This window comes from Stenotrophomonas sp. STEN063, from assembly GCF_056854515.1.
On record NZ_JBXFWF010000019.1, the window covers coordinates 48712 to 62725 of the forward strand.

Annotated in this window: 11 protein-coding genes; 7 read left to right on the forward strand and 4 right to left on the reverse strand. The window is 65.5% G+C overall.

Annotation, left to right across the window (positions count from 1 at the left end; translation table 11 throughout):
- Positions 1-24 precede the first annotated feature (24 nt).
- On the forward strand, positions 25-1203 hold the full coding sequence (gene ubiM / locus AC1VWL_RS07280) for a 5-demethoxyubiquinol-8 5-hydroxylase UbiM (protein ID WP_482986255.1): 1179 nt from the start codon (positions 25-27) through the stop codon (positions 1201-1203).
- Positions 1204-1439: 236 nt separating this feature from the next.
- Here ubiM and AC1VWL_RS07285 read toward each other — a convergent pair whose 3' ends face one another.
- Entirely contained in the window at positions 1440-1706 is a 267-nt protein-coding gene (locus AC1VWL_RS07285; RefSeq protein ID WP_482986248.1) for an RNA-binding S4 domain-containing protein, read from the reverse strand.
- 195 nt (positions 1707-1901) lie between these two features.
- Here AC1VWL_RS07285 and AC1VWL_RS07290 point away from each other — a divergent pair, with 195 nt between their 5' ends.
- The 4 genes from AC1VWL_RS07290 (at position 1902) to AC1VWL_RS07305 (ending at position 7652) form a co-directional block, all read left to right on the forward strand.
- A complete protein-coding gene (locus AC1VWL_RS07290; protein WP_282266714.1) occupies positions 1902-3863 on the forward strand; it encodes a DEAD/DEAH box helicase in 1962 nt (653 codons plus the stop codon).
- Between the two features lie 241 nt (positions 3864-4104).
- On the forward strand, positions 4105-5730 hold the full coding sequence (locus AC1VWL_RS07295; protein ID WP_482986249.1) for a sensor domain-containing diguanylate cyclase: 1626 nt from the start codon (positions 4105-4107) through the stop codon (positions 5728-5730).
- A 54-nt stretch (positions 5731-5784) separates the two neighbouring features.
- A complete protein-coding gene (locus AC1VWL_RS07300) occupies positions 5785-6507 on the forward strand; it encodes a pseudouridine synthase (protein ID WP_482986250.1) in 723 nt (240 codons plus the stop codon).
- An 80-nt stretch (positions 6508-6587) separates the two neighbouring features.
- Positions 6588-7652, forward strand: coding sequence for a GGDEF domain-containing protein (locus AC1VWL_RS07305; RefSeq protein ID WP_481533611.1), 1065 nt, complete (start codon positions 6588-6590; stop codon positions 7650-7652).
- A gap of 163 nt (positions 7653-7815) precedes the next feature.
- Here AC1VWL_RS07305 and AC1VWL_RS07310 read toward each other — a convergent pair whose 3' ends face one another.
- The 3 genes from AC1VWL_RS07310 to AC1VWL_RS07320 all read right to left on the reverse strand — a co-directional run bounded on the left by AC1VWL_RS07310 (position 7816) and on the right by AC1VWL_RS07320 (position 10186).
- Positions 7816-8736: a DMT family transporter gene (locus AC1VWL_RS07310; RefSeq protein ID WP_482986251.1), complete on the reverse strand. Its 921-nt coding sequence runs from the start codon at positions 8734-8736 to the stop codon at positions 7816-7818.
- Positions 8737-8782: 46 nt separating this feature from the next.
- A complete protein-coding gene (locus AC1VWL_RS07315; RefSeq protein WP_482986252.1) occupies positions 8783-9610 on the reverse strand; it encodes a DUF72 domain-containing protein in 828 nt (275 codons plus the stop codon).
- 147 nt (positions 9611-9757) lie between these two features.
- Complete coding sequence (locus tag AC1VWL_RS07320; protein ID WP_482986253.1) at positions 9758-10186, reverse strand: VOC family protein; 429 nt, start codon at positions 10184-10186, stop codon at positions 9758-9760.
- Positions 10187-10325: 139 nt separating this feature from the next.
- On the opposite strand from AC1VWL_RS07320, the gene AC1VWL_RS07325 reads away from it, so the two are divergent.
- Entirely contained in the window at positions 10326-11867 is a 1542-nt protein-coding gene (locus tag AC1VWL_RS07325) for a serine hydrolase (protein WP_482986256.1), read from the forward strand.
- A 210-nt stretch (positions 11868-12077) separates the two neighbouring features.
- A complete protein-coding gene (locus tag AC1VWL_RS07330) occupies positions 12078-13910 on the forward strand; it encodes an ABC transporter ATP-binding protein (RefSeq protein ID WP_482986254.1) in 1833 nt (610 codons plus the stop codon).
- The last annotated feature ends 104 nt before the right edge of the window (positions 13911-14014 follow it).

The following is a 14014-nucleotide window of genomic DNA, read 5'->3' on the forward strand; positions in this document are numbered from 1 at the left end:
GCGGTAGGCATAACGGAGTGGCACATGCGCAAGGTGGATGTGGTGGTGGTGGGAGCCGGCCCGGCCGGCTTGAGTCTGGCCCGCAGCCTGGCAGGCAGCGGCCTGTCGTTGGCGCTGGTCGAGCAACAAGCGCAGGCTGCGCTGGCCGAGCCGAGCTTCGACGGCCGTGAAATCGCGCTGACCCACGCCTCGCGGCAGATCATGCGCAGCATGGGCCTGTGGCAGCGCATCGATCCTGCCGAGATCTCGCCGTTGCGCAGTGCCAAGGTGATGAATGGCAGCTCGCCGTTCGCGCTGGGTTTCGCCGCGCAGGGCGAGGGCGTGGATGAGCTGGGCTGGCTGATTCCCAATCACCTGATCCGGCGTGCGGCCTGGGAGGCGGTGCAGGGCCAGGCGGGGCTGGAGCTGCTGGATGGGCGCTCGGTCGCTGCAATCGATGCCGGCGAGGCGTACAGCACGGTCAGCTTGAGTGACGGCAGTCAGCTGCGCGCTCGACTGGTGGTCGCCGCTGACAGCCGCTTCTCGGCGACCCGGCGGATGATGGGTATCGGCGCTCAGATGCGTGACTTCGGCAAGTCCATGCTGGTCTGCCGGATGCAGTGCGAGCGACCGCATGAGCACGCCGCCTGGGAGTGGTTCGGCTACGAGCGGACCTTGGCGATGCTGCCCTTGCCGGGCAACCAGGCCTCGGCGGTGATCACCATGCCGCCACAGCAGCTGCAGCAGTTGCTGGCACTGGATGAGGCTGATTTCGGCCGCACCGTCAGCGGCTTCTTCGAACATCGCCTGGGGGCGATGACTCCGGTGGGGACGCGCCATGCCTATCCGCTGGTGGGGGTGTATGCGCACCGTTTCGTCGACAAGCGCTACGCCCTGATCGGCGATGCGGCGGTCGGTATGCATCCGGTCACCGCGCACGGCTTCAATTTTGGCCTGCACAGCCAGCAACGACTGGCGCAGCTGTTGCTGGAGGCGGTGCGTGGCGGTGGCGATATCGGTGCGGACGGGCTGCTGGCCAGTTACCAGCGCGGCCACCGGCTGGCGACGCGGCCGCTGTACGAAGCCACCAATGCCATTGCCGGGCTCTATAACGACAGCCGGCTGCCGGCACGCCTGCTGCGCGGCGCGGCATTGCGGGCCGCGCAGGGGGTGGTCCCGTTCAGGAAGTTGATTGCCGGGCATCTGACCCAGGCGCGCGCGTAGCGAGCCTTTGGCGGCGGGGCTGGCTTGGGGCCCCGCCGACGGCCGCTACGCCAGGGGTGGTGCATTCCGGGGGCTGGCAGGCCGCCTGCTGCGGGGCTTACGCCGCGCCCACAAGCTCGGCAGTGCTGACGGAGCCTCGGGAAGGCTCCTGCCGAGCATGGCTCGGCACTACAGCAGCTCCTGCGCCGCTGATGTGGCGCTGGGACGGCCCCTGCCGAGCATGGCTCGGCACTACATCACTCGTCTTCGTCGTCTTCGTCGTCTTCTTCGGCGCGGTTCGGGTCCGGATCGGCGAGGACGTTGATCAGGACATCGCCCAGCGCCACCTGCTGGCCGCCGCGGATTTTGCAGGCTTTGCGCAGCTCCACCACGCCATCCACGGTGACCTGGCCGTCGGCAATGATCATTTTTGCCTCGCCGCCGCTGGTGACCAGATCGGCCAGTTTCAGCAGCTGCTTCAGTTCCACGTAATCGCGGTCAAGTTCAAATTCGATGGTCTGCATGGTGTTCACGGATAAAAACGAGTGCTATTGTGCGCCATCGGCGACCCGTGCGGGTGCTCCAACAGGGGCCACGCGGCGGCCGGTTGTGTTCGTAAGCTGAACGCAAATCTAGCCATGCGCGACAGCTGAGCTGTTTAGAGCGCACAATATGCGTCTTTTCGCCCGCCCGTTCGCGGCGGTGCCCCCGGAGTTACCATGTCCCAAGATACCCCCGCGCCGCTGCTGTTTGCAGATCTCGGCCTATCCGAGCCTGTGATGAAGGCAGTGGCCGAAGTCGGTTACGAGACCCCGTCGCCGATCCAGGCTGCCACCATTCCGGCAATGCTGGAAGGCCGCGACGTGCTCGGCCAGGCGCAGACCGGCACCGGCAAGACCGGCGCCTTCGCGCTGCCGGTGCTGTCCAACATCAATCTTTCCGCCACCAAGCCGCAGGTGCTTGTGCTGGCTCCGACCCGCGAACTGGCCATCCAGGTCGCCGAGGCGTTCCAGACCTATTCGGCGTCGATGCCGGGCTTCCGCGTGCTGCCGGTGTACGGCGGCCAGCCCTACGGTCAGCAGCTGTCGGCCCTGCGCCGCGGCGTGCACGTCGTGGTCGGCACCCCGGGCCGCGTGATCGACCACCTCGATCGCGGCACCCTGGACCTGTCCGAGCTGAAGACGCTGGTGCTCGACGAAGCCGACGAAATGCTGCGCATGGGCTTCATCGACGACGTTGAAGCCGTGCTCAAGAAGCTGCCGGAAACCCGTCAGGTCGCACTGTTCTCGGCCACCATGCCGCAGCAGATCCGCCGCATCGCGCAGACCTACCTGCGTGAGCCGGTGGAAGTGACCATCGCTTCCAAGACCACCACCTCGGCCAACATCCGCCAGCGTTACTGGTGGGTGGCTGGCATGCACAAGCTGGATGCGTTGACCCGCATCCTGGAAGTCGAACCCTTCGACGCGATGATCATCTTCGCGCGTACCAAGGCGGGTACCGAGGAGCTTGCCACCAAGTTGCAGGCGCGTGGCCTGGCCGCTGCCGCCATCAATGGCGACATGCAGCAGGCCCAGCGTGAGCGCACCATCGCCATGCTGAAGGACGGCAAGCTCGACATCCTGGTTGCCACCGACGTGGCCGCCCGTGGTCTGGACGTGGAGCGCATCAGTCACGTACTGAACTACGACATCCCATACGACACCGAAAGCTACGTGCACCGTATCGGTCGTACCGGCCGTGCCGGCCGCAGCGGTGAGGCGATCCTGTTCGTCACCCCGCGCGAGAAGGGCATGCTGCGCCAGATCGAGCGTGCTACCCGCCAGCCGATCGAAGAAATGCAGCTGCCGAGCGTGGACGCAGTCAACGATCACCGCGTGACCAAGTTCATGGACCGCATCAGCCAGGCCCTGGCTGCCGGCGACATGGATTTCTACCGCGACCTGCTGCAGCGCTACGAAGGCGAGCACAACGTGCCGGCCATCGATATTGCCGCTGCGCTGGCCAAGCTGTTGCAGGGTGATTCGCCGTTCCTGCTGACCCCGCCGGTGCGTGAGCGCCGCGAGCAGTCGTTCGAGCGCAGCGAGCGTCCGGCGCGTGACGGCGGCTTCCATCGCCGTGACGAGCGCGGTGATCGTGGTGATCGCCCGGCCCGCTTCGAGCCGCGTTTCGAGCGTGCGCCGCGTCATGATGATGGCGAACGCGCACCGCGCCCGCCGCGTGGCGAAGGTGATTTCGAATCGCGTCCGCGTCGCGAAATGCCGCCGCGCAGCGCGCCGGAGTTCGGCATGGAGACCTACCGCATTGAAGTCGGTCACACCCATGGTGTGAAGCCGGCCAATATCGTTGGCGCGATCGCCAACGAAGCCGGCCTGGAAAGCCGTTTCATCGGCCGCATCGATATCCACGACGGTCACTCGGTGTTGGACCTGCCGGCTGACATGCCGACCGACGTGCTGCAGCACCTGAAGAAGGTGTGGGTGTCGGGCCAGCAGTTGCAGATGCGCAAGGTCGAGGCGGGTGAGGATCACGGCGCCGCTGCGCCGTCGTTCAAGCCGCGCTTCGACAAGGGTGACGGCAAGCCGGGCGGTCGTCCGTCGGGTCCGCGCGGCCCGCGTCCGGGCGGTCCTGGTGGTTCGCGTCCGGGTGGCTTCAAGCCGCGCGGCCCGCGCAACTACTGATCCGGCCCGTCCAACGCGCGTGACCAGACAACCCCGGCAATGCCGGGGTTGTCTGTTTCTGACCGTTTGTCGGCCTGCCAGGACCGGATGGGACGACAAGTTCAAGCCGCGACCGTCTTCACGTACTGCTCGCGGCGGGTTATTGCGATAATGCTGCTTATCCGCGTCGGGGAACGCGAGAGGGAAGCTCATGGCAGTAGGGGGAGGGGCAGGTGCTGGCAGGGTCGGATGTAGATGGGCCGTGCTTCTGCTGCTGTCGACGTTCTTTGCATTGTGGCCGTTGCTGGGCGCGGCCCAGCCGCTGCAGGTGGACCGTGACTTCCTGATTGCCGGTGCCGCAACGGCTGAGCAGGCGCCTTTGCGTGCCTGCAGTGCCGAAGCCTTGGCGCGGATGCGCCCTGCCATTGAAATTGCCGCGCCCGAAGGCGGTTGGTCGGGTGCGCCGCAAGGCGTTGGCGTATTCAATGTGTTTGCCGGCGAGGTGATGATTTTCCATGGCGACCGCCAGGTCTGCGGCGATATGCAGGATGCCCGCACCCGTGACTCACGTTTCCGTGCTGGCGTCGGCCTTGTTGTGGTGCCCAAGCAGGGCACGGTAGAGCCGATCCGGGTGGCCTGGGAGTCGCCGCTGAAGCCGCGCTGGATTCCCACCGTGCACCTGGCCGCGCCCAGCCCGCTGCAGCAGCAGGACACCTTGCGGCTGGTGGTGCGCACCGCCTGCGTGGCGATTGCGCTGGCCTTGGCCCTGTCCGCATTGATGGGGTTTGCCACCACACGCGGGCGTGATTTCCTGATCTATACCCTGGTCTGCGGGCTGTTGGTGGTGTGGCAGGCGGTGTTGAGTGGGCTCAGTGGCTATCCCGAGCCATGGCTGCCGGTGGATGGTCACGCGCCGGTATGGATGGTTTCGGTATCCGCACTCAGCTATGCGGTGATGGGCTGGGTGCTGTGGCGGATGTGCGGTGGCCGTCGTGTGCTGCGCGGCTCGCGGCCGTGGATGCTGGGGCTGATGGTCGTGCTGGCGCTGGTCGCGCTGGCTGCGCCGTTCATGCCTTGGCCGTTGTTGGCGTGGATCGCGGTGGCGCTGGACGATTTTTTCACGTTGATCTGCATGACCTCGGTAGGCATTGCCATCGTTGCGTTGCGGCGGCGTAACTTCCAGGCGCTGGATGGGCTGGTGGCGGCGATCCCGCTGTTGGTGATGGCGCTGGCCGACCTGATGGACAACCGCCTGCTGGTGGAATTCCGGGTCGAGGCGATCCAGGTCTCGGTTACCTGGTTCCTGATGATGGCGGCTTACTCCCTCAATCGCAGCCTCAGCCAGCTGCGCCAGCAACGCGATGAGATGCGCGAGCTTGCCGATACCGACACCTTGACCGGCCTGCCGAATCGCCGCGCTGGCCTGCGCCAGCTCGACCACTATCTGCGCGAGGCCAAGGCTGGCGGGCTGCCGCTGTCGATTGGCTTCCTGGACATCGATCTGTTCAAGCAGATCAACGACAACTATGGCCACGATGGCGGCGACCAGGTGCTGATATCTGTGGCCAATACCTTGTTGACCGGTGTGCGCAGCCGCAGCGACGTGATCCGCATGGGCGGCGAGGAATTCCTGATCCTGCTGCCGGGAATCGGCGCTGACGCGGCGCGTCCGCGGCTGGAGCAGCTGCGCGAAAAACTCACCGTACAGGCGCGCGGGCTCAAGCATGAAGGCCTGGTGGTCACTGCCAGTATTGGTCTTGCCGAGCTGCAGTACCGCGACAATGACGTGGCCGGGCTGCTGCGGCGGGCCGACAATGCCATGTACCAGGCCAAGCGCAGCGGCCGGGACCAGGTGGTGGATGCGCGCGATATCCGGGAAGTGCCCTGAACAGGCAATCCGGCCGCGCTGTTCCGGCCGCGGGTGATGGCGGATAATTCGCCGATGACAATCCGAATCAACAAGCACATTGCCGAAACCGGCTTCTGTTCGCGCCGTGAGGCCGATCGCCTGCTGTCCGCCCGTCGCGTCACCGTCAATGGCATCGTCGCCGGCACCGGCGCGGTCGTGGGCGAGGGCGACGAGGTCAAGGTGGACGGCCAGCCGCTGCGCGCCCGTGCGGTGCGGAAGAGCACCGGCCGCCGCCATGTCTATATCGTGCTGAACAAGCCGGTAGGCATCACCTGCACCACCGAGAGCGCAGTCAAGGACAATATCGTCGAGTTCGTCGGCCACGAGCAGCGCATCTTCCCGATCGGTCGCCTGGACAAGGATTCGGAAGGGCTGATCCTGATGACCAGCAACGGCGACATCGTCAACCAGATCCTGCGTGCCGAGAACGGCCACCAGAAGGAGTATCTGGTAGCCGTCAACAAGCCGGTCACCGACGAGTTCCTGCGCGGTATGGCGCGCGGTGTGCGCATCCACAACGAGATGACCTTGCCGTGCCGCACCAGCCGCATTGCCAAGTACGGTTTCCGCATCATCCTGGAGCAGGGCTTGAACCGGCAGATCCGTCTGATGGCGGCCGAGTTCGGTTATCGCGTCACCCAACTGCGCCGCGTGCGCATCGACAACGTGAAGATCGGTGCGCTCAAGCCCGGTCAATGGCGCAACCTGAGCGAGCAGGAGCTGCGCGGCCTGCTGCCGCAACAGCAGCAGTGGTGAAATGTGACACGCTCACCGCGCCTTGCGCGGTGAGCCGCTAGACTCTGCTGCGCCTCCATCCTGCCGCTTTGGACCCGTGCATGATCAAGCCCGCATTGCCTGCCCATGAAGCCGAACGTATTGCCGCGCTGCAGCGTTACCGGGTGCTGGACACCGCACGGGAGCAGGAGTTCGATGACCTGGTGACCATCGCCCGCACCATCTGCGGTACGCCGATGGGCGCGGTGACCCTGATTGATCGCGACCGGCAATGGTTCAAGGCCCTGCAGGGCCTGGACGGTGAACAGACCCCGCGCGATGAGGCATTCTGCGCCCACACCATCCTCAGGCCGCAGGAACTGACCGTGGTGGCCGATGCGCGCCAGGATCAGCGTTTCAGTGGCAACCCCTCGGTGTTGGGTGATCCACATATCCGCTTCTACGCAGGCGCACCGCTGCTCAGTAGCGATGGCTATGCACTGGGCTCGCTGTGCGTGTTCGATTCGGTGCCGGCGCAGCTGGGCACCCCACAGGCCGAGGCATTGCGCGCGCTGTCGCGGCAGGTCAGCCGGATGATGGAAATGCGCCTGCTGCGGATCGAGATCGATCATCACCAGGCCGAGCACGATTGGTACGAGGCGCACCTGCTTGAGTACTACCAGCAGCTGGAGCAGCTCAATGTGGAGCTGTCCGAGCAGACCCGTACGGACCCGCTGACGGGGCTGCCCAATCGCCGCGCGCTGTCCGCTGCGCTGACGGAAGCGATCGGACGTGCAGGTGAGGTTGCGCCGGTGGTGGCCATCGTTGATATCGACCACTTCAAGCTGGTCAATGACATCCATGGCCATACCGAAGGTGATCGGGTGCTGGTCGAGCTGTCCAGCGTGCTGAAGTCACAGTTTGCCGCGCGCGGCATGGCCGCGCGTTATGGTGGCGAGGAGTTCGTCATCCTGATGCCGGATACACCGCTGCAACAAGCCGAGCTGCAATGCGAATACCTGCGTGAGTCGGTGGGCATGCTGCCGATTGGCCCGCCGATCTCGGTGAGTATCGGCCTTGCCGTGCACCGCGCAGGTGACGCCCCAGGCGAAACCCTGCGCCGTGCCGATGCCGCGCTCTATCAGGCCAAGGCCGAGGGCCGCGATCGGGTGGTTGTGGCGGGCTGAGCCGAGTTGCCGTAGCCCGGGTAAGCGCAGCGCACCCGGGAATCAAATGGCCGCGCGGCCAACATATTCCGTCGATACGACGTCGTTGGCCCAAGCGCTCGGTAGGTGTCTGAGGCGAGCCCCGGGTGCGCTGCGCTTACCCGGGCTACATGACGACTAGCGATCAGGCCTGGCCGGTGCTTGCCGTAGCCGGCCGCAGGCGGTTCAACAGCGGATGCAGGAACACACCGCCGAGAATGATCGCCACGCCCAGATAAAACTGTGGCGTCAACTCATGCTGCTCGCCAAGGAACAGCATTGCCAGCACGATCGCGTAGACCGGCTCCAGGTTGGTGACCAACTGCGTGGTGTAGGCACTCAAATGCCTTAGTGCGACCAGTGCCAAGGCAAACGGCAGCAGCGTGCACAGGCCGGACAGGGCCAGCAGCAACAGGCCGTCGTGCAGGTTGGGCAGCACCCACAGGTCACTGGCCAGCGCCGGCAGCAACAGCGGCATGACGGGCGCCAGCAGGGTCAGGGTCAAGGTGCCCGCACCCAGCTCCACCGCAGTGACCGTCAGCGGATCGGCGTGGCCGACCATGCGCTTGTTGAGCGAGCCGAACAGCGCCACCAGCAATGCGGACGCGGCACCGACCGCCACGCCCAGGCGCATGCCATCGGGCACGCCGCCAACCACCAATGCGACACCGGGCAGCACCACCACGCCCAGCGCCAATTCGCGCATCTGGAACGGACGCCGCGCAATCCACGGCTCGATGATGGCGGTGAACACCGGCGCCAGCGCGATGCAGGTGGCCGCAACCGAGGCATTGGCCAGCTTCACCGCGCCATAGAAGGTAAGCCAGTGCAGCGCCACCAGTGCGCCGATGCCGGCATAGCCCAGCACCAGCCGCGGGTTCAAGCCCGACAGCCCGCGCCAGACGCGCGGCAGCAGTGCCAGCATCGCCACCACCAGCAACATCCGCCACCACACCAACGGCAACGCAGGCAGGGTGATCAGCTTGCCGAGGATGGCGGTGACGCCCCATAGCAGGACGCAGAAGTGGATCTGCAGCAGGGCTTTGCGGGTGTCGTTGGTAGGCATCGCGGTATTGTCGCCGATGCGGGACGCTTGCGCCGCGCCGCGGGCTTCAGTTTGCGTCGATCAACCGCTGCAGTTCGCGTGCCGCTGCCGGGTTGCGGTGCTTGGCGGCGCTGATGAAGTACAGGAAGACCTCGCGCGGTGCTGCGGCTGCAGATGGCGCAGCCAGATGCGGCAGATCGGCTGCGTCTTCGCCCTTGCGCCAACGCCGGACGCGATCGGCCCATGGTGCAAGCTCACTGGCCGGATAGCCGGTAGCGTGCTCGTCGCGGCTGCCCATCAGGCGTGCATAGACGAAGTCGCCGGACAAGTCGGCGGCGTTGGGATAGGCGGCGGAGTCGGTATAGACCAGCGCGATGCCGTGCTGGCGGATCAGCGCCACCAGCTCGGCATCGAAGCAGCCGGGATCGCGAACTTCCAGGGCATGGCGCTGGCGGCGGCCGTTGACCTGCTGTGGCAGTAACTGCAGGAATGCCGCGAGATCCTCGCGGTCCAGCGTGCGGCCGGCGTCGAACTGCCACAGCAGCGGCCCAAGCCGATCGCCGAGATGGCTGATGCCGTCGATGAAGTCCTCGATCTGCCCGCCGCTGCCGGCGAGTTTGCGCGCAGTGACAATACGCTTGGGCGCCTTGGCCGAGAACACGAAGCCCTCTGGCGTGGCATCGCGCCAGGCGGCATAGATATGCGGCTTCTGCGCGCCGTAATAGGTGCCGTTGATCTCGATGCTGGTCAGCTGCTGGCTGGCGAATTCCAGCTCGCGCCGCTGCACCAGACCAACCGGATAGAAGGTGCCACCGCGCCACGGCACATAGGTCCAGCCACCGATGCCGATATGCACACCGGGCGCATGCGCTGTGCTGGAAAACAGATCGTTCAAGACAATGCCCCGATGCTTTGTGGGAGCGGCGCAGGCCGCGAAGCCGACAATGTACCTGCACAAGGTAGTGCCGGGCCATGCTCGGCAGGGGCCTTGCCGGCAATCTCAGACGCTACGTGTAATGCCTCTGCCGAGCATGGCTCGGCACTACACGCTGGGTGCCCACGGGTCGTAGCTACCGAACCACCACAGGTGGCCTTCTGGATCACGGCAGGCATAGCCGCGGCCGCCGTAGTCCTGATCGGCGATGTCGATGACGACCTCCGCGCCGGCGGCTTTGGCCTGCGCGTAGTGTGCGTCGGCATCGCTGACGATGACGCAGGCACTCTGCGTCTCCATGCCGCCGACCTCGTCGGGCTGGATCATGTTGCTGCCCCATTCGCTGGGCTGCACCGAGCCGAGCATGATCATGCCGTTGCCGAACACCAGCTGCGCGTGATGGACGACATCGCCATCCTGGTACACCGCATGGCGCTGGAAGCCGAAGGCCGTGCACAACCACTCGATGGCGGCTGGCGCATCGCGGTAGCGCAGGCAGGGAATGATGGTGGCGGTGGTGCGGGCGGCGAGGTCCATGATCGCGTGTGGGCAGCTGTGGAAAGGCGAGAGTGGGCGCGCTCGCGTTACCATCGCGAGAAGGCCGGCGCAGCGCCGGCACCGATCCACACAGGAGCGCACTTTGAATAGTTGGTTGGGAAGCGGGCTGGTGCTCGCGATGGGCGTGGCGGCACCGATGGCCTCCGCACAGGAGGCAGTGCCGACCGAACTGCAGCAGCTGGATGCCACGGTCGAGCGCGTGCGTCAGCAGTTCGACGTGCCGGGCGTGGCCGTGGCCGTGGTCAAGGATGGCAAGGTGCTCCTGGAGCGCGGCTGGGGCCTTCGTGAACTGGGCAAGCCCGAGCCGGTGCAGGCCGACACCTTGTTCGCCATCGCTTCCAATACCAAGGCCTTCACCGCCACCTCGCTGAACCTGCTGGCCGAAGAGGGCAAGCTGAAGATGGATGACCGGGTGGTCGACCACCTGCCGTCGTTCCGCATGTCCGACCCGTATGTCACCGGCGAGATGCGCATCCGCGACCTGCTCTCGCACCGCAGCGGACTGAGCCTGGGCGCGGGCGACCTGCTGTTCTGGCCGACCACCCGTTACAGCAATGCCGAGGTGGTGGCGCGGCTGGCGCAGGTGCCGCTGAAGAATGGCTTCCGTGACCGCTACGCCTACGACAACATCCTGTACGCGGTCGCCCAACAGGTGATCGAGAAGGTGTCCGGGCAGTCGTTCGCCGACTTCCTGCAGCAGCGTATCTTCAACAAGGTTGGCATGAGCGGGACGCGCTACAACGCCGATCATCTGCAGCCGGGTGACAAGGCCGCCGTGGGCCATGCGAAGTACGACTTCAAGGACCTGCGTCCGGTGCCGCCGCTGACCTGGTCGAACAACGCTGGTGCCGGTGGCATCTATTCCAGCGTGCATGACCTGGCCAAGTGGATGAACGTGCAGCTGGCCGAAGGCAAGCTCGCCGATGGCACGCCGCTGTTCAGCGAAAAGACCCAGCAACAGATGTGGCAGATGCAGATCCCGCAGGTGGTGCCCAAACCGTCGGTGCCCGAGCTGGCGCCGGCCCGGCCGAACTTCGCCGGTTATGGCGAGGGCTGGAGCCTGAGTGACTACCGCGGGCAGAAGCTGGTCTGGCATACCGGCGGCTGGCCGGGCCAGGTGTCGCGCCTGACTCTGGTGCCGGAACAGAACCTGGGCGTGGTGGTGTTGACCAACCAGGAATCCGGCGCCGCCTTCAACGCGATCACCATGAGCGTGCTCGACGCCATGCTCGGCGCGCAGGGCAATGACTGGGTGGCTGCGTACGCCGCTGGCGTGGCCAAGGCGCAGGGCAATGCCGACGAAGGCTGGGACAAGCACGTGGCGGCGCGCGATGCCAAGAGCAAGCCGTCATTGTCACTGTCTGGCTATGCCGGCACCTATCGCGATGCATGGTACGGCGATGTGTTCGTCGAGCAGCAAGGCGGCAAGCTGCGCCTGCGTTTCGGTGCGACGGCCGATCTGGTCGGCACGATGGAGCACTGGCAGCATGACACTTTCATCGTGCGCTGGGACAACCGCTCGCTCAACGCCGATGCTTTCGTCAACTTCAGCCTGGACCCGGACGGCAAGGTGCGTGAGGTGCGGATGCAGGCCGTGTCCTCGCTGACCGATTTCAGCTTCGACTTCCAGGACCTGCTGCTGAAGCCAAAGGCGGAATAAGCCGCTGTAGGAGCGGCGTAAGCCGCGAAGCATATGCATCATCAGCTGGCAGTTGCTCAGGGCTGCGTAAACAGTGTCAGCTTCGCGGCTGACGCCGCTTTCACAACCCGGTGATTCTCGCAGCTGATACAGCCATACATCGCCTGGACAGGCACAACACAGGCCGCGGTGGGACAATCGCGGCCTGTTCTGGTTTTACAGGCCGTGGCAATGCTGCGCTGGTTCGAATCCCTGATTCCCGTTTTCCCGCCGCTGGATACCCGCACGCCGCCGCGCGGGGTGGTGCGTTTCTACCTGCATTACCTGCGCCCGGTGTGGCCGGTGCTGTTGGCGACGCTGATCGCTGGCCTGTTGCTGGCCCTGGTGGAAGTGGCGATGTTCGATTTCCTCGGCCGCATCGTCGACATGCTTGCTGAAGGTTCTGGCAATGGCTTCTTCCAGCGCCACGCCAGCGAACTGCTGTGGATGGCCGCCATCACCCTGCTGGCGCGTCCGCTGCTTGTGGCCCTGCACAACTTGCTGGTCAACCAGTCGATCGTGCCGGGCCTGAGCAACCGCTCGCGTTGGCTGATGCACAACCATGTAGTGCGGCAAAGCCTGAGTTTCTTCCAGAATGATTTCGCCGGCAGCGTTGCCAACCGGGTGATGCAGACCGGCACGTCGCTGCGCGAGTCGGCCGTGCAGATGGTGGATTCGCTGTGGTACATCGTGGTCTATACCGGCACCGCGCTCTACCTGTTCGCGCAGGCGGATTGGCGTTTGATGCTGCCGCTGGCGATCTGGCTGGTGGCCTATGTCGGCATCGGCGTGTACTTCGTGCCGCGCATGAAGCACCGCGCCTGGATTGCCTCCGATGCACGTTCGCGGGCGATGGGCCGCATCGTCGATGGCTATACCAATATCGCCACACTCAAGCTGTTCGCGCACAGCGGTCACGAGCAGCGTTATGTCGCTGAAGCCATCCAGGAGCTTGCTGAGAAGCACCGCGCGCAGACCCGGATCACCACCGGGCTGGAGATGGTGATCGCCGTCCTCAATGGCTTCCTGATCGTGGGTACCTGTGCGCTGGCCTTGTGGCTGTGGCAGGACAGCCTGATCAGTGTCGGCGCAATCACGCTCGCGACCGGCCTGGTGATCCGCATCCACAACATGTCCGGCTGGATCATGTGGACCATCAACGGCATCTTCGAGGACATCGGCACGGTGCAGGACGGCATGGAAACCATCGCCCAACCGCTGAGCGTGCAGGACGCGGCCGATGCCAAGCCGCTGCTGGTCACTGCGGGTGCGGTGGACTTCCAGAACGTGCACTTCCATTACGGCAAGCGCGGTGGGGTGATGGCTGGCTTGAATCTGGCGGTGAAGCCGGGCGAAAAAATCGGCCTGGTCGGGCCTTCGGGCGCGGGCAAGTCCACCCTGGTCAATGTGCTGCTGCGGCTGTATGACCTGGAGAGCGGCAAGATCCTGATTGATGGCCAGGACATCGCCCACGTCACCCAGGACAGCCTGCGTGCGCAGATTGGTGTGGTTACCCAGGACACCTCGCTGCTGCATCGCTCGATCCGCGACAACCTGCTGTACGGCCGTCCGGATGCCAGCGAAGCACAGCTGCGCGCTGCGGTGGCCAAGGCCCGCGCCGAAGGTTTCATTGATTCATTGGTCGACGGACAGGGCCGGCAAGGCTACGACGCCCATGTTGGCGAGCGCGGCGTGAAGCTTTCCGGCGGACAGCGCCAACGCATCGCCATCGCCCGGGTGTTGTTGAAGGACGCACCGATCCTGATCCTCGACGAGGCAACATCGGCGTTGGATTCAGAGGTTGAGGCGGCGATCCAGGACAGCCTCGATGAACTGATGGGCGACAAGACCGTCATCGCCATCGCCCATCGTCTGTCGACCATCGCGCGCATGGATCGATTGGTGGTGATGGATCAGGGCCGGATCGTTGAGACCGGCACGCATGCGGAGTTGGTTGCCGCAGGCGGGTTGTATGCGCGGCTATGGGCGCGGCAGACCGGCGGCTTTGTGGCCGCCGAGGGCTGATGCCCACGGTAGCGGGCCTGCTGTAGTGGGGGGGGGGGCGCGGGCCGGGGGGGGGGGGGGGCGCGGGCGGCCCGCCCCAGCGCGGCCCGGGCGGGCGCCGCCAC